Below are 15,578 nucleotides of genomic sequence, written 5' to 3'. Positions count from 1 at the left end.
TCTGATCAAGATTCGTTGGTAAGGAGTGAGACTTGTGCCATAGCCCTCCGTTTTAACCATTGGGACGGTCGATAACGAGGGTCTCCGTAGAAGTCGAAGAGCTGCTGCAAGATGTTGAGAATGCGTTGGGAACCAAGCTTATCGCCCCACTCCAGCGGTCCGAGCGGGTATCCCAATCCCAGCTTCACCGCTCGATCGATGTCGCGTGGACTTCCAATGCGTTGCTGTGCTATGTCGCATGCGAGGTTTACAATGCTCGCGACCACGCGCTGTCCAATAAAGCCTGGACTATCATGGATGACCGTCGCTTGGACGCTTCGCGAGCGAAGCATATGTGCGAGACTGTCGCGCACCTCACGCCTTGTAACCACCGTGGGCATGAGCGTCAATCGCTTCACCGGCCATATCATGGTGTCGATGGCGATGCATCTGGTCATGTCAAGGCCGAGCCGGTGAGCACTTGTAGTTGCGTCCTCGCCTTCAGGGGACGTAACAATGATGCTGTCGGAACTGGGCGACACTCTGTCGTCCAGCGGAACTCCTAGTTCTTGGAACCACTTGTACAAAGTATTTGCGCCCGCATGGGTCGGCGCGACCCAGACGGGCTTCGCCGGCTCATCGGGTCCGACTTCTTCGATCGGTTCGATCCTTTGCGCGCCTTCGTACCGGTAAAATCCGCGCCCTGTCTTTTTTCCAAATAACCCCGCGGCGTGTTGCCTGGCGAGTAGCGGGTGCGGACGGAACCTCGGTTCCTCGAAATACTGGTGATAGATCTGCTTCAATACAGGGTATGAAACGTCAAGACCCGTATGATCGAAGAGTTCGAAAGGACCCATTCTGAAACCCAACGCGTCTCGCGCAACTCGATCGACGTCAATGACTTGACAAACTCCCTCCCCTACGATGCGAACTCCCTCGGTATAAAACGCTCGCCCGGCATGATTCACAAGGAAGCCTGGCGTGTCAGTAGCGAGGACCGAGGCGTGTCCGACGCCGTTCACGTACGTGCTTAACCGCTCGATGGTCCTGGTGTCCGTAAGCTGACCGGGAATGATCTCGACCAGCTTCATTAGCGGAACGGGATTGAAAAAATGCAGTCCGGCGACGCGTTGCGGGCGAGCGCATGCAGAAGCAATCTGCGTGACGATCAGTGAAGAGGTGTTGGTTGCGATAATCGTGTCATCGGCAACTACAGCTTCCAAATCAGCGAAAATCTTTTGTTTGATGTCGAGATTCTCCGCCGCAGCTTCTATAATTAGAGTCGCCTCTTTGATCTCCTCGATGGATTCACAGGAGCTGAGATTGCTGCATGCGCGCTCAGCCTCTTCCTCGCGTATCTGACCTTTCTCTGCGGATCGCCGTAACATCCTGCGCACGAAATCAATAGCATCTCGGCTGCGAGTCTGGTCTACATCGAATATAACCACGCGATTTCCGGCTGCGGCTGAAACCTGTGCAATGCCTTGCCCCATGACGCCGGCACCGACGACTGCAATGAACTCTGACATCTTCAAATGTCCTTAATTTGTGGTGCCCGCTTCTCTAGGAAAGCACGAGGACCTTCGCGGCCATCTTCACTTCTCATCGAGACAGTCGAGAGATCCGCTTCGATACGAAGTCCGTCCTGCAGCGTGGTATCTGTCCCACGAAGCGCGGCATCCCTGATAAGCCGTAGCGCGAGTAGACCATGGCGTGAAAAGCCACGGGCGAAGTCCTTTGCACCGTTGACGACGTTTCCTTCGACAATGCGATTAAGAAGGCCAATCCTAATTGCTTCCTTTGCGTCCGCCGTGCGGCCCGTCATGAGGATCTCTAAAGCGATACCGAAACCCACTAGGCGAGGCAGTCGCTGAGTACCGCCGTAGCCCGGCACCAAGCCAAGTTTTACTTCCGGCAGCCCAAACTTGGCGTTTGCAGTGCCGACCCGAAACGTACACGCCATGGCAAGCTCACACCCACCGCCGAGAGCGTAGCCGTTTACTGCAGCAATAGATGGGAGCCGAAAGTTTTCAATTCGCGAGAAGGTACCTTGCCCGAGTCGAGTACCGGAGTAGTCCTCTGGAATACTCCGATCGGTAAGCTCGCGAACGTCCGCGCCGGCGCAAAACGCCTTGTCTCCCGCCCCAGTGAAGATTACGACTCGTGCATCGGATTGCTCGATTTCATCGAGGATGTTTCCCAGCCTGCGCAGCATTTCGTAGTTAAGTGCGTTTAGCGCCTGCGGTCGATCAAGGGTTACGATCGCAAACTCATCAAGCCTTGAAAGCTCCAGCGACATGCATTCTCCCGACAGCCATCCACGCCCCTGACAGGGCCTTCCACGTTGGAAGGTCGACCATCAGGTTCGTTCGGCCCTTTAGAGAGAGTCTGCGCTGCGTCGCCGTGTACGGCAATTTTGGAATTGCGAAGGGTGGGTTTTAGCTTGGTGAAATACTATTTTGCTAGCGAGCGCAAATCACAGCGCCCTGTTAGCCACTTTTCAAGATGAAGTCAATGAGTTCACGCGCAAAGACGGGTAGCTCATCTTGGCTACGCACGCATATTCTAAGCTCGCGCATCGCCCATTCATCCAGCAACTGAATCGTCTTTATGCGAGCCGTCTTTTTGAGACGACGTGCAACCATTTCTGGCAGCACGCCGACACCAACGCCAGCTTCAATCATCTGGCACATTGCATCGAAGCTGCACACCTGTACTCGTTGCTGCATGCTTCCCGTAGATTGAGCAACCTCGTTTTGAAGAAAAGCTGTCGTTGCACTATGGGCCTCTAGTCCGATAAATGAATGCTGAAGTGCGTCCGCAAAATGCAAGAATGGCTGATCGGCGAATTCATGGTTCTCTGGTACCGCCAGAACAAGTCGATCTCTCTTGTAGGGTAAGGTCTCCAAGCCCTCCGCCCTTACATGCCCCGAGATAACGCCGATGTCTGCAATTTTTTCATGTACAGCCCGGACGATCTCAGCGCTCAGCCGCTCATGAAGATCGATAGTTATCGAGGTGTGGTTCTCGAAAAATTTCGCCAGGACGTTCGGTAGGATTTCTGAGATCGCCGTTGCATTCGCAAACAGCCGAACATGTCCTCTGACGCCTGCAGAAAAAGGCTGCATTCGCTCCTGAATCAAATCAACTTCTGCGAGAACCTTGTGCGCGTGCAGGAGAAAGACTTCGCCCGCCTGAGTCAGCGAGATGCCGCGCTTGTTTCTGTAGAAAAGTTGGGTGCCCAAAGACTCTTCTAGGTTTTTGATGCGCAGGCTGGCAGCGGCCAAGGACAAAAACGCTCGCTCCGCACCGCGCGTTAGACTTTCTTCTTCGGCAACTCGTGCGAAAACGCGAAGGTCAATCAGGTCGAAGCGAGCTATATTTGTGCTCATCGGTTAGCCCTAGGTCAGTGCGATCCGCTTCATGCATGCGGGCTCCGCGACTAGTATCGCAGAGCCCAAGGCCCGGCTCAAGCAGCCACCACCAAAGCACGTACTTGAGATTGGTGGCAGTTCGTGCGACCGCTTCCTGTCGACCTAGTCTAGCGATGATCCTGAGATGTGAACGCGTCGACCCTCGACTGCGGCCTGCTCGTCCCGCAATCCAGTGGAGAACCTTGATGGCGTCCAAGAACCTCGGTGCGCAGCGTGTGCCATGACGCAGATCTGCACCCATACTCGCGTAAACCCTTGCAACATTGCCGGGCACGGCTGCGACCGGGCCTCCCTTAAGATACGACGGCGGGACCGTCAATGTCCTCATTGAAGACTCGCCGCCTGTGGCGCTCTCTAAGATGAGCGGCTCCATCTGGATGTGCCCGGTCGCCGCGGTGATTCGGATATCGCCGTCGGTCCCATTAATCTCCCAGGTCAGCCCCGGCACCCCGCGCGATAGCCCGCCACGGTAGTGGAGCGACAGCGGGATGCCCCCTCAAGCGTCCCGCGCACAAGGACTTGCTCAGGCGCGTCAGTCGGCTATGATTCCCCAGTATTCCCTACTACCGCTTCGCTTCTGCGATTACAGACAATCGCCGATACCTGCTCGATGTCGCCAAATACATAGCCGAGTGAGGCGAGCATGTGCCCTGTAGGAATGGTCAACATAGTGGCACCATTACGACTATCCAAGAGGTAGCTGCTCGTCGATTTGTTCTCGACCATTCCACCCCAGCCACTACCTCTTGCAATGACCGTCGTTGATAAGACGTTGCCAACGAAACCGTCCGAGATCAATTGGCGCAGATAGGCAACCTCTGGCGCCAGACGAGCCTGCATTCCGACAACGCCCAGCACGCCCTTCCCTTCGACCAGCTTGCCCAGTATCTCGGCCTCTTGCACGCCGTTGCCCAAGGCCACTCGCAATAGACATGCTTGCCGTGTGCGAACGCTGCTTCGACGATTGAGAAGTGGTGAGGGACCCTAACGGTAACAGCGACGATATCGATATCCGCGTCGCTCACCAACTGCTCAACATCCGTGTACGCACGCGCCAATGCGCAAGCGCCGGCCGCCCCTCGCGCACTGGCGAAACTTGTGTTCTCCATGCCCGCAATCTTAAAATCGTCCGATAAAGTGCGTAACGCCGGTACATGTGCGCGGGCAGCCCTGTAAGCCAACAATTCCAACGCGAAACCTTGACACCGCCATTTGGTTCCCCCAGCAACACTCCCATCGCCATGACGACGTATAAGCCACTGTTTGTGACCTAGCACTCCTCATTCGCACCCCATCGAAACGAGGGGCACTCTCAGGAGCTAAAGCTATTGGCCCGTCCGGTCCTCCTTGAAATCGACGAGCCACCGCCGCAAGCCAGGAACAACCGGGCAATGTCCAATCGATCTCGCTCCGAATGCGCACACTCACCGACGCGGGGCTATGGGCATCGTTGGCCTATCGTGTCGCCGTCATGCGCCTTGCTCTCGTCGAGGGAGTGTCTTCCGAGTGGCTCGAATCGTCTCGAACATTTACTTCCTTGCGGAAATATAGGGCGATGACTATCGCGAGAATCTGGCATACCGCCAACCCGATCAGGCCTGAGCGGAAACTTCCCGTTGCCTCGCGCAGCAGCCCCATAATGTTCGGGCCAACTACACCACCGAATGACCCAATGGTATTGATTAGGCCGAATGCGGCGGCAGCCTGCGCGCCACCGATCAACGCGTTCGGCATGCCCCAAAACACGACATTGCCCGCAAGAACGCCCATCGCGGCAACCGTCAGTCCCACCATCTTCAGCAAAGGAGTTGGAGCGTAGGCAGTGAGCAACAGACCGACTATCGCAAGTACAGCGCAAAAAACGTTGTGCCAGGCGCGCTCACCCGTACGATCTGAGTTTCGTGACAGCACCACGATCGCGGCAGCGCCGAAAAGTGACGGGATCGCGCTAACGAAGCCGACCTGAGTCGTGGAAAGGCCAAAATCCTTGACGATCTGAGGAAGGAAGAAGGTAACGCCGTAGATGCCAACAACAAACACGTGATTGACGAGCGAGACCAACCAGATTCGCCAATTTGTCAAGATCCGGAAAACAGAACTATCACTGATCTTAAGACCTGTCCGCTCTTCCGCTATGGTAGTAACCAGCCATTGCTTTTCCGCGGGTTCGAGCCAAGACACTTCGCTTGGGCGGTCCGGAAGAACAAAAAACACGACAATGCCTAGGAGGATGGTTGGAATGCTCTCGACGATGAACAACCATTGCCATCCCTTAAGTGCAAGTGCACCATTGAGATGTTCCATTATTAGGCCGGAAAGCGGGTTGCCGATCAAGCTCGCGAGCGGATTTGACACGAGGAACAGGCCAACCATTCCATTGTAGTAACGTCTAGGAAACCAGCCTCGGAAGAAATACAAGGTGCCAGGAACGAACCCTGCCTCTGCCATACCGAGTAGGAAGCGCAGTACGTAAAACTGAGTCGGCGTGGACACCCAGGCCATTGCCAGCGACGCGGCGCCCCAAACCACCATGATGCGCGCGAGCCACTTTCGCGCACCAAATTTTCCCAGTGCCATTGAACTCAAGATCTCTGAGGAGCAGTAACCCCAGAAGAACAACCCGACGCCGAAGCCGAATGCTGCAGGGCTGAGCCCGAGGTCGGCGTTCATGGTCAGCGCCGCCATTCCGACGTTGATACGATCTAAGAAGCAAAGCAAAAAGCCGAACATAATAATTGGTAGGATGCGCCAACCACATTTCCGGACGACGTGGTCCGGATCAACTTCACCGTACATAGGAAAGTTGGCCACGGATCAGTTCCTCCCGATGATCAGGTTGGATAGCAGCGGATCACGAATGACGATCATGCAGGCGGCCATAGAGGCGTCTCCTAGTTTTGGAATGTTTTGACAGATCTGAGGCTGCATCCTTACATGTCTGCCACGCGTCGGCGCAAGCTCGAATCTATTGAAGCGCGTCAGCCTCCACAATCAAGTTTTGGCAAACTGTGGCTTCAGGTCCGGCGAATGTACGGATTCCAAGGTACGCGGGTGATCCGTTGGCGGCCTCGCGGTCGACTGACTCGATCTGCGACGATCCTGCACGGGTGTCTGAATGCAAGCTACACAGCGTCAAGCGGCACGGCCGGCCGGTCAGTCGGTCGCCTCGCGTGATAACCCTACTTCCGGCTAATTGTCATCGGCGAGTCGTTTGTTGGTGAAGGCCCGTGCTGCGTAGCAGCACAAACTTCAGCACTTTGGCGTCGGCGCAGCTGGTATTCGGGTCGCCGACTCCCTCGCTCGCGCAGCTGATCCCCGGAATACAGGCTGGGAGCCATCGCGGTGAGGCGCTGATATCGCCTCTTTCTGTAATGCTGGGAGCCGACCGCAATGACCACACTGGAGCTCTTCAGCCGTTCGCGGAGACGGGCACCGAACTGCATTAAAAACATATCCGCAGCGCCAGGAAATGGAGAAGAGGTCGCTGTTAGTCTTGTGCGAGGACCGCTTGCATCTACAGTCTCGTGCTTACGTGCCGCGCGTGCGACGTCGAGCCATATGCGTACCTGCTTCACGTACTGACTCAACTGCCTCAACGAGCGCAAGACGCTGACATAAGCGACCTATTGCCATTTCGGTTCATGCAGTCTCGGGTTTCGATCGACGCCGGCAGTAAAAAAATCACACGCAAACGTCACGCTTCCATGCCAACAGATTTGCGGCGCTAGGCGAAAGTCATGCGCGCGCCGGTGCACTCAAATTAGCGCTTACGACTTTTTAATGGATTCGATCAACACGAGCCTGCGTTTCGCTGATCCGGCCACGCAACGACAGCGCGCAGCGTTGCCCGACGACTGCGTCCCTTACCATGAATGAGCCGCCGTAGCCGGGGGCACGGCCCTCCTAGGCCAGTAGCGCCCACGACGCGCGGAAGGCTGTCTCTCGCCGGCGCCATCGCCCTCCTCCCGCAACCCACGAGCGCGGCTAGCAAGGAGCCGCCATAGCGCAGCAAATAGAGAGTTTCGAAAACATTGACCATTAGTCGCATCTGCAATTCACTCAAGCTGCAGCAATCGCTGACAACACCCTCGCCAACAAGAAATCCGTGGCCATGTCTGGAACACAGTACATTGCTCGACATCAGTTGCCAAGCGGCGGCATGTGCACTTATTCGCTAAGGATTCCTTATTGACGAGTGATCATGTTAGTTAGCAAAATATGGATTTCAGATCAGTCTGTAATGCTCACGTATCCGCACACCTGCTGGTGCGCCCATGTTAATGGTTGGGCGAATTCGGCCGAAGCTCTGCTTCAATCTGGTCGATTCGACGGCAGCGTTGCTCCCAGTGATTCAGGCACTTGCCGAAGCAACTGATACTCGGCCACGCCCATTGGCTTGGCGCCCCCCCGCAGGGCATATTCCGGGACGAGCCGGTCCTTTTCCTTGCACAGGAGCAAACCGATCGTGGGTTGAACCACCCCCGCTTTCACCTGCGCATCGATCGTAGAAAGGTAGAAGTTGAGCTGGCCCGCATACTCCGGACGGAATGAGGTGGTTTCAGTTCAACGACCACATAGCAGCGCAGTTTCAGATGGTAGAACAGTAGATCAATTAAAAATTCATCACCTCCGACCTCCAGCCGGTATTGCCGCCCGACAAACGCGAATCCTGCGCCTAACTCAATTAAGAAACCGGGTAATATGCCAGGTAAGCGCCTGCTCAATGTCACGTTCTTGCGCATCCTCTGTCAGACAAGAAAGTCGAAGATGTATGGATCCTTTAGAGCGTCTTGGGCAAGATCGGACCGTGGCGGGGGTAAGGTTTTCCCGAAATTGATCACGGCGCTGCCGGCTCGCGTATAAGCCGCTGCCTTGATCTGCATCGTCAGCACCTGTCGCGACCAGCCATGCTCAAGCGTCTTGCCGGCATACCAGTTTCGTCGCTCTGGATCCTTGACCTTGTCCAGCAAGGTACAAAGATGGAACCAAGGCAATTGTGCAGCAGGCTGCTGCACAAATTCCGCGTCGGGCCACGCCTGCGCCAGCGAGCGCATATATTTCAGGTTTTGCGGGGAAAAACTGCGCATGTCTGGAAACACTGCTTTCAGGTTCCGGGCAAGCCGGTCAACTACTGCGGCGCCCCACCCTTGGCGCTGTTGACGATCTAAGATTTCCCGGCCGATCTGCCAGTACAGCATCACGAGTTCGCGGTTCACGCTGGTGACTGCGCGAAGTCGGGTTCCTCGACCCTCTCTTTAATTTCAGCGAGCCAGCGTCTGTAGTCGTCGCCCCACGAATCGTTGGCCAGGTTATCGCTCATGCAGTCTTTGCGGTTGCTTGATGGGGCTTCATTATCCAAGCATCGTCAACTTCAAGCAATCGCAGGCTTCGAGAGGCATACAGATCCAATGGGTGCGACATCGGTCCTGCCCAAGTACGACACCACACTCTGCTTCGGTAGCTTTAAAAGGAACAATTCGCTTGAAGTCAATCGCTTGATGCTTCGACGGCCTTTCGACCGTCTCTCACTGCTATCGCCGGCAGCGGCTCGCACTGGCGAACCGCAACGAAAAAAGTCGACACATCCCGCGTCGGCAAAAGAGCTGCAAGTCGGAGGCCCCTGAGAGATTGACTCAAGCCAATCACCCGCTGCCACCGTGCACAATCGCCGACTCGTCAGTCTTAGGCAGCTTTTCAGCATATGAGTGGCCAAGAAGCGCACTTTGTCTGCCAGTGCGGCCGCGCGCGCCGAACTCGGCATATCAAATTTAACCGAGCCGTCTCTTAGTAACAGTGCAAGACAAAGCGCAGCGTCCTGGAAGTCAGGATAAGCGCTCTCCGACGAAACAGCGTATCGAGCGTGATCGCGCCGGAAAGCAATCGCGAGAGTTCAGGCATTCGGCCAGCCGCCTGCTATTCAAGCGAATAAGCGGCGTCCTGCAAACATGAACGGATCCTGCTGAGATTTGCCATGCGGGTCCGTTTGTGACTGGCGCCCGTCGGTGACAGATCCGGTTAATGTTTGCGCATCCGCTTTGAACCTACAGACTCGGGTCTAGCGGCACCCGTCGCTCCGTGCCCCAGCCGAGTCGTGAGGGATTTGACTTTGTACCGTGCCCAAGCAATTGCCGATATCGAGAAGATGGAATCCGCCGGCAACAAGCTCTTTGCAACTTACGCCGGAGTCAGTGGTCCGAACCAGTAAGACGATGTAACGCCTCCGTCCATTAAGAAGTCGCTACCGGTGATGAAGCCGCCATCCGGCCCCATGAGAAGCGCCGCGACATTGCCAACCTCGTCGGGCGTGCCGGCGCGCCTTGCCGGGCTGCCGTCGATCATGCGGCGATAGCCTTCGCCACGCGGGCCGGAAAGCTCGTCCTTTGCCAGCGGCGTGATGATGATGCCGGGACTGATCGTGTTGACGCGCGCGCCGCGCTTACCCCAACGAACGGCTTCAAACATCACCCGAAGCGCATTGCCGCGCTTCGACAGCTGATAGGCGTGCAGGGAATCCTTCACATGGTCGAGCTGCAGCAGGGGCAGCTTCAACAAGTCCTCGACGGGTGTCGTCGCGAGCGCCTTATCGTCGTCGGTCGATAGCGGCGGCAGGCGGTGTCCCGACTGCGATGCGATGACAACCCCCGAACCGCCTTCCGCGACTACCTTACCGAATTCTTCGAGGATGACCGCCGTGCCGTAGAGATCGACTTTTAAGATCGTCTCCGGCGAGGCCTGCGACGGCGAGACGCCCGCCGCATGGATAAGGCCGTGGATTTCGCCGATCGACGTTGCCTTTGCGACAAGGGCTTCGATCGACGCGCGCGACGAGATATCGACGGCCGTCGTCGTCACCTCGAACCCGGCTTCGCTCAATGTCTTTGCCGCCGCATCGGCGTTTTCCTGCCGCAGGTCAGCGAGCAGAAGATGCTTGCCGGCGCCGACCCGGCGCGCGATTGCCTGGCCGATCGAACCAGGGCCGATTACAACGATGACTTTCTGCATGATGTCCTTCTTTCTTCTGGCGTCAGCGGTCGCTCACGCCGATGCTGTTGCGAACGTAAAGGCCTGGCGTGGTTGCAATCTTCGCAATCAACCCTGACAGGCTGTCGAGTGAAATGTCGTGGCCCGCGAACGGCTCGCCCTTCTGCGTGAGCTTGTACGGCCCTGCCGGCTCACGCGTGAACCAGCCCGGCCGCAGGATCGTATAGTCGAGATCGGAGGCCTCAATCAGCGCGGCCGAATCCCGGTAAGGGTGGAGAATGCTGCGATATCTCTCGCCAGGTACCTCGCTGTAAATCCCCATCGAGCTAATGAAGATCAGCCGCTTGAGACCAACCGCGTGCATCGCGTCGATGATGCTTTCCACCTGTCGGGCCATGTCGCCCGACAGGTTTGCATATACGACATCCTGGCGCTGCATGGCGTCTTGCAGCGCAGCCGTATCGATAACGTCGCCCTCGATGATGGTCACGCGGTCAGGAACAGGATTTTTGAGCCGTTTCGCCTGACGTAGATACAAAGTCAGTTCGACATCGGCGCGTTTGAGCAGAACGCGCGTCGTGTTCCGCGCCAGCCCGCCATTGGCTCCCAAGATCAGGATTTTCATTGCGCGCTTTCCGCCGCTTCGCCGAGCGTCGCCATGTCGATCACAAAGCGATATTTGACGTCGCCCGCGACCGTACGGTCATAAGCCGTGTTGACGTCCTTCATCGCGATCGTCTCGATGTCGCAGACGATATTGTGTTGGCCGCAGAAATCGAGCATTTCCTGCGTCTCAGGCAGGCCGCCAATCAGCGAACCCGCCATCGAGCGGCGTTTGAAGATGAAGGGGACGCCGCTTGCATGGGTCAGCGTCTCGACCGCGCCGACGATGACCATCGTGCCGTCGCGTTTCAACAGGTTCATATACGGATCGGTGTCGTGGCCGACCGGGATCGTGTTAAGCAGGAAATCGAACGAGCCGGCCGCCTTGGCCATAGAGGCCGCGTCTTTCGAGATCAACACTTCGTCCGCGCCCAGCTTTTTCGCATCTTCACCTTTAGCCGGCGACGTTGTAATCATCACGACGTGCGCGCCCATCGCATGGGCAAATTTGACGCCCATGTGGCCGAGGCCACCCAGACCGATAATGCCGACCTTTTGCCCTTCCCCGACTTTCCAGTGCTTCAGCGGCGAATAGGTCGTCACGCCGGCGCAGAGCAGCGGAGCCGCAGCGGCCGGATCCAGATTATCGGGAATGCACAGCACGAAACGCTCATCGACCACGACCTTGTCGGCATAACCGCCGAAGGTGAACTTGTGCGGGGTGCCGCCGATCTTGTCTTCGCTGTTATAGGTCGCCGTGAAGCCGTTCTCGCAATATTGTTCAAGCCCGTCATAGCACGAGGCGCAATGACGGCAGCTGTCGACCAAGCAACCAACGCCGACCAGGTCGCCCGCCTTGTATTTCGTTACCTTGTCGCCGACGGTCGACACGCGGCCGACAATCTCATGGCCTGGCACATAGGGGTAGCGCGTCCCGCCCCATTCGTTACGGGCGGAGTGGATATCGGAATGGCAGATGCCGCAATAGAGGATGTCGATCGAGACATCTTCCGGCCGAGGCGTGCGGCGTTCGAAGCTGAAAGGCGCGAGCTGGGCTTTGGCGGACCCTGCGGCGAACCCAAATGCTTTCATGACATGTTCCTTATTGGTTATTTGCCAACGCGTGCCTGCAGGTGAGCCGGATAACGGTCGCCCTGCACGGCGATAGCCGAAAGCGCAGAGTCGATGTCGCGCAGGTTCTCGGCGGTTAGTTCAAGATCGGCCGCGCCGACGTTTTCTTCCAGACGGTGCAGCTTCGTCGTGCCGGGGATCGGGGCAATCCAGGGCTTCTGGGCGAGCAACCAGGCAAGCGCGACTTGCGCCGGCGTAGCATTCAGCCCGCCCGCAATCTGTTTAAGCACATCAATCAAACCCTGATTGGCTTGGCGGTTCTCTTCCGAGAAACGCGGGACGACGTTGCGGAAGTCCGATTTATCGAAGCTGGTAGTCGCGTCGATCGCGCCTGTCAGGAACCCCTTGCCGAGCGGGCTGAACGGCACAAAGCCAATGCCGAGTTGTTCGAGCAGCGGCAGGATCTCCTTTTCTGGCTCCCGCCACCATAGCGAATATTCACTTTGCAGCACGGAGACCGGTTGCACGGCATGGGCGCGGCGGATCGATTGCGCGCCCGCTTCGGACATGCCGAAATGCTTCACCTTGCCCTGCTGGATCAGCTCCTTGACCGCGCCGGCAACGTCTTCCAGCGGCACATTTGCGTCCACGCGGTGCTGGTAAAAGAGATCGATGCGATCGGTCCGCAGCCGCTTCAGGGCCGCATCCGCCACTTCGCGAATGCGCTCCGGCCGGCTGTCCTGACCTTTGCTGGCGTCGCCATCCTGAAAGCCGAACTTTGTCGCTATCACTACCTGGTCGCGAAACGGCTCCAGCGCTTCGCCGAGCAATTCCTCATTCGCGCCCTGAGCATAGGCTTCAGCCGTATCGAAGAACGTTACGCCGCGTTCGAATGCAGTGCGGATCAGTTTGATGGCCGCGGTCTTGTCGGCGGCCGGACCATAGCCATAGCTCAACCCCATGCAGCCGAGGCCGAGAGCGGACACTTCAAGCCCGCTTTGCCCGAGAAATCGTTTTTGCATAATCATCTCCTTGCATGTAATGGCCGCTAGCTTAGGCGTGCTGTTCATGGCCGGTTCCCCGCGCGCCCTGCACCTCGATCCCGGCCGCAGCCGCTTCGATTTCATGAACGTCGTCTGCCGTGAGCACGACGCTCGCCGAGGCTAAGTTTTCCTCAAGGCGGTGCAGCCTTCGCGTTCCCGGAATCGGCACAATCCACGGTTTCTTGGCAAGGAGCCATGCGAGCGCAATCTGGGCGGCGGTCGCCTGTTTTTTACCGGCAATCTGATTCAACAGATCAACCAGTGCCTGATTTGCCTGCATCGCTTCAGGGGTGAAACGCGGGAACCATGACCTGACGTCGGACTTGTCGAAGCCCGCCTTCGGATCGACTTTGCCCGTCAGAAAGCCCTGGCCTAAAGGGCTCCAGGGTACGAAGCCGATGCCCAGCTCCTCGCATGCCGGCAGCACCTCAGCCTCGACATCGCGCGCCCACAGGGAATACTCGTTCTGAACAGCGACTACAGGCTGTACCGCATGAGCCCGCCTGATCGTAGCCGCGCCGACTTCAGAAAGTCCGAAATGCTGGACTTTGCCTTCACCGATCAAATCCTTCACCGTGCCGGCGACGTCTTCGGCCGGCACGTTCGAATCGACGCGGTGCTGATACAAAAGATCAATGCGGTCCGTGCGCAGGCGCTTGAGCGAGGCCTCGACCACCTCGCGAATATGCTCCGGCCGACTGTTGAAGCCCTTGCGTTCGCGCGTCTGGGGATCGATGTTGAAACCGAATTTCGTCGCGATCACAACTTTGTCACGCAGCGGCGCAAGGCCTTCCCCGACCAAATCTTCGTTGACGAAAGGACCATACACTTCCGCAGTGTCGAAGAACGTCACGCCGCGATCGACGGCAGCGTGCAGCAACGAAATCATCTCCTGCTTGTCGGGCGCGAGGCCGTAGTTGGCGCTCATGCCCATGCAGCCGAGTCCGAGCGCCGAAACTTCCAGTCCATTCTTTCCGAGAATGCGCCTTTGCATCGTTCGATTCTTCCTTTCAGCGGTCAATCGCGGCGTCGAGGGCTGCAGAAAGCGGCGCACCCTTGATATCGATCGTGGCGAATGCGTTGTCGATCCCACGCAGATCGTCCGACGTTAGGACGAGATCCGCGGCCGGCAGGTTGTCATCCAGGTGCTCGATCTTCGTGCCGCCTGGAATGGGTGCGACCCACGGCTTCTGCGCGAGGAGCCACGCCAGTGCGATTTGCGCTGGCGTGCTGTTCTTGCGAGCGGCCAGACCATTCAGGAAATCGACCACCTTGAAATTCGCTTCCATCGCTTCGGGCGCGAAGCGCGGAAAATCCCGGCGCAGATCGTTCGCGTCGTCGAACGTCATACCGCGTTTGATCTTGCCCGTCAGGAACCCCTGTCCGAGCGGCCCCCACGCCACCAGGCCGATGCCCAATTCTTCGCACAGTGCAAACTTCGTTTGTTCCGGCTCGCGCATCCACAGGGAATAGTGGTCCTGAATCGCCGTGACGGGCTGCACTGCATGCGCCTTGCGGATGCTGGAGGCGCTTGCTTCGGACAGGCCGAAATGTAAAACTTTGCCTTCGGCGATTAGGTCTTTGACAGCGCCGGCGACGTCTTCCATCGGAATGGCCGGATCAACGCGGTGCTGATAAAGAAGGTCGATGCGATCCGTGCGCAGCCGCTTCAGCGACGCCTCGACCACCTCACGGATATGCGCGGGGCGGCTGTCGAGACCGACTAGCTCGTTCTTTTCGTTGATCGCGAAACCGAATTTAGTGCAAATCAGCGCCTGATCGCGAACGCCTTCCAGTGCCTCGCCCACCAGTTCTTCATTCACGAAGGGACCGTAGCCTTCTGCGGTGTCAAACAGCGTCACACCTCGATCCACGGCTGATCGGATGACCTGCAGAGCTTCTTTGCGCTCGGTCGCCGGTCCCAAGCCGAAGCTCAGACCCATGCAGCCGAGGCCAATGGCGGACACTTCCAGCCCGCTTTTTCCAAGAGTACGCGTCTTCATGACTTCAACTCCTCAACTTTCCGAGGCGGCCGCACCAGCCTCGTACTGCTCGTCAGAAACCTTTTCCATCCAGGCAACGGGGCTGCCGTCTTGAGACTCAGCAATGGCGATATGCGTCATGGCCGTGCTCATCGTCGCGCCATGCCAGTGCTTCTCACCGGGCGCAATGCAGACGACATCGCCCGGCCGGATTGCTTCAACCGCACCGCCGTCGCGCTGGACCAATCCAAGGCCGGCAGTCACGATCAGCGTCTGCCCGAATGGGTGTGTATGCCATGCAGTCCGCGCGCCCGGTTCGAACGTGACGGTTGCCCCGCCGATCCGCGCCGGCTCGTCGCCCGCGAATGGCGCGTCGATCCTGACCGTTCCCGTGAAATATTCAGCCGCGCCTTTTGCGGACGGCTGCGATCCGCATCTCTTGATTTGCATGAGGGTTCCTTTGCCATTTAGCTTGCCTTCCAATG

At 57.6% G+C, this 15,578-nt stretch carries 12 protein-coding genes and 3 pseudogenes; 1 reads left to right on the top strand and 14 read right to left on the bottom strand.

Annotated elements, in window-relative coordinates:
• Positions 1 to 5: 5 nt before the first annotated feature.
• The 6 genes and pseudogenes from NCR98_RS32465 to NCR98_RS32445 form a co-directional block, all read right to left on the bottom strand.
• Positions 6 to 1,508 (bottom strand): 3-hydroxyacyl-CoA dehydrogenase, encoded by a 1,503-nt coding sequence (locus tag NCR98_RS32465; RefSeq protein WP_250528487.1) that lies wholly within the window; start codon positions 1,506 to 1,508, stop codon positions 6 to 8.
• 2 nt (positions 1,509 to 1,510) lie between these two features.
• Positions 1,511 to 2,278: an enoyl-CoA hydratase/isomerase family protein gene (locus NCR98_RS32460; protein WP_250528486.1), complete on the bottom strand. Its 768-nt coding sequence runs from the start codon at positions 2,276 to 2,278 to the stop codon at positions 1,511 to 1,513.
• Between the two features lie 190 nt (positions 2,279 to 2,468).
• Positions 2,469 to 3,371 carry a LysR family transcriptional regulator gene (locus NCR98_RS32455; RefSeq protein WP_250528485.1) on the bottom strand — a complete coding sequence of 301 codons (903 nt, stop codon included), beginning with the start codon at positions 3,369 to 3,371 and terminating at the stop codon, positions 2,469 to 2,471.
• A 582-nt stretch (positions 3,372 to 3,953) separates the two neighbouring features.
• The gene (locus NCR98_RS32450; RefSeq protein WP_250528484.1) at positions 3,954 to 4,328 is read right to left on the bottom strand and encodes a Gfo/Idh/MocA family oxidoreductase; all 375 of its coding nucleotides are present in this window, start codon (positions 4,326 to 4,328) and stop codon (positions 3,954 to 3,956) included.
• A gap of 47 nt (positions 4,329 to 4,375) precedes the next feature.
• Positions 4,376 to 4,522 (bottom strand): annotated as a pseudogene (locus NCR98_RS33605) (Gfo/Idh/MocA family protein); the annotation flags it as partial.
• A gap of 346 nt (positions 4,523 to 4,868) precedes the next feature.
• Complete coding sequence (locus NCR98_RS32445) at positions 4,869 to 6,224, bottom strand: MFS transporter (RefSeq protein WP_250528483.1); 1,356 nt, start codon at positions 6,222 to 6,224, stop codon at positions 4,869 to 4,871.
• A 692-nt stretch (positions 6,225 to 6,916) separates the two neighbouring features.
• Here NCR98_RS32445 and NCR98_RS32440 point away from each other — a divergent pair.
• A pseudogene (locus tag NCR98_RS32440) lies at positions 6,917 to 7,141 on the top strand (transposase domain-containing protein); the annotation flags it as partial.
• 549 nt (positions 7,142 to 7,690) lie between these two features.
• Here the strand turns inward: NCR98_RS32440 and NCR98_RS32435 are convergent.
• The 8 genes and pseudogenes from NCR98_RS32435 to NCR98_RS32400 form a co-directional block, all read right to left on the bottom strand.
• Positions 7,691 to 8,733, bottom strand: a pseudogene (locus NCR98_RS32435) (PDDEXK nuclease domain-containing protein).
• 854 nt (positions 8,734 to 9,587) lie between these two features.
• The gene (locus NCR98_RS32430; protein WP_250528482.1) at positions 9,588 to 10,415 is read right to left on the bottom strand and encodes an SDR family oxidoreductase; all 828 of its coding nucleotides are present in this window, start codon (positions 10,413 to 10,415) and stop codon (positions 9,588 to 9,590) included.
• A gap of 22 nt (positions 10,416 to 10,437) precedes the next feature.
• Positions 10,438 to 11,019 carry an NAD(P)H-binding protein gene (locus NCR98_RS32425; RefSeq protein ID WP_250528481.1) on the bottom strand — a complete coding sequence of 194 codons (582 nt, stop codon included), beginning with the start codon at positions 11,017 to 11,019 and terminating at the stop codon, positions 10,438 to 10,440.
• The gene (locus NCR98_RS32420; protein WP_250528480.1) at positions 11,016 to 12,089 is read right to left on the bottom strand and encodes an NAD(P)-dependent alcohol dehydrogenase; all 1,074 of its coding nucleotides are present in this window, start codon (positions 12,087 to 12,089) and stop codon (positions 11,016 to 11,018) included. The genes NCR98_RS32425 and NCR98_RS32420 overlap by 4 nt, the downstream gene beginning before the upstream one ends.
• A gap of 17 nt (positions 12,090 to 12,106) precedes the next feature.
• Entirely contained in the window at positions 12,107 to 13,090 is a 984-nt protein-coding gene (locus NCR98_RS32415; protein WP_250528479.1) for an aldo/keto reductase, read from the bottom strand.
• Between the two features lie 31 nt (positions 13,091 to 13,121).
• Positions 13,122 to 14,105: an aldo/keto reductase gene (locus tag NCR98_RS32410; RefSeq protein WP_250528478.1), complete on the bottom strand. Its 984-nt coding sequence runs from the start codon at positions 14,103 to 14,105 to the stop codon at positions 13,122 to 13,124.
• A gap of 16 nt (positions 14,106 to 14,121) precedes the next feature.
• Positions 14,122 to 15,114 carry an aldo/keto reductase gene (locus NCR98_RS32405; protein ID WP_250528477.1) on the bottom strand — a complete coding sequence of 331 codons (993 nt, stop codon included), beginning with the start codon at positions 15,112 to 15,114 and terminating at the stop codon, positions 14,122 to 14,124.
• Between the two features lie 12 nt (positions 15,115 to 15,126).
• Positions 15,127 to 15,543 carry a (R)-mandelonitrile lyase gene (locus NCR98_RS32400; protein WP_250528515.1) on the bottom strand — a complete coding sequence of 139 codons (417 nt, stop codon included), beginning with the start codon at positions 15,541 to 15,543 and terminating at the stop codon, positions 15,127 to 15,129.
• Positions 15,544 to 15,578: the final 35 nt, after the last annotated feature.

It is taken from the genome of Caballeronia sp. GAWG2-1 (assembly GCF_023631405.1).
In the GTDB taxonomy this organism is placed as follows: Bacteria; Pseudomonadota; Gammaproteobacteria; order Burkholderiales; family Burkholderiaceae; genus Caballeronia.
Note: the sequence above shows the minus strand (reverse complement) of the source record. Positions and strands in the feature narration are given on the sequence as shown.

Coding starts and splice junctions, on each gene's coding strand:
- NCR98_RS32465 (WP_250528487.1), bottom strand. CDS start 1,508: ATGTCAGAGTTCATTGCAGTCGTCGGTGCCGGCGTCATGGGGCAAGGC.
- NCR98_RS32460 (WP_250528486.1), bottom strand. CDS start 2,278: ATGTCGCTGGAGCTTTCAAGGCTTGATGAGTTTGCGATCGTAACCCTT.
- NCR98_RS32455 (WP_250528485.1), bottom strand. CDS start 3,371: ATGAGCACAAATATAGCTCGCTTCGACCTGATTGACCTTCGCGTTTTC.
- NCR98_RS32430 (WP_250528482.1), bottom strand. CDS start 10,415: ATGCAGAAAGTCATCGTTGTAATCGGCCCTGGTTCGATCGGCCAGGCA.
- NCR98_RS32425 (WP_250528481.1), bottom strand. CDS start 11,019: ATGAAAATCCTGATCTTGGGAGCCAATGGCGGGCTGGCGCGGAACACG.
- NCR98_RS32420 (WP_250528480.1), bottom strand. CDS start 12,089: ATGAAAGCATTTGGGTTCGCCGCAGGGTCCGCCAAAGCCCAGCTCGCG.
- NCR98_RS32415 (WP_250528479.1), bottom strand. CDS start 13,090: ATGCAAAAACGATTTCTCGGGCAAAGCGGGCTTGAAGTGTCCGCTCTC.
- NCR98_RS32410 (WP_250528478.1), bottom strand. CDS start 14,105: ATGCAAAGGCGCATTCTCGGAAAGAATGGACTGGAAGTTTCGGCGCTC.
- NCR98_RS32405 (WP_250528477.1), bottom strand. CDS start 15,114: ATGAAGACGCGTACTCTTGGAAAAAGCGGGCTGGAAGTGTCCGCCATT.
- NCR98_RS32400 (WP_250528515.1), bottom strand. CDS start 15,543: ATGCAAATCAAGAGATGCGGATCGCAGCCGTCCGCAAAAGGCGCGGCT.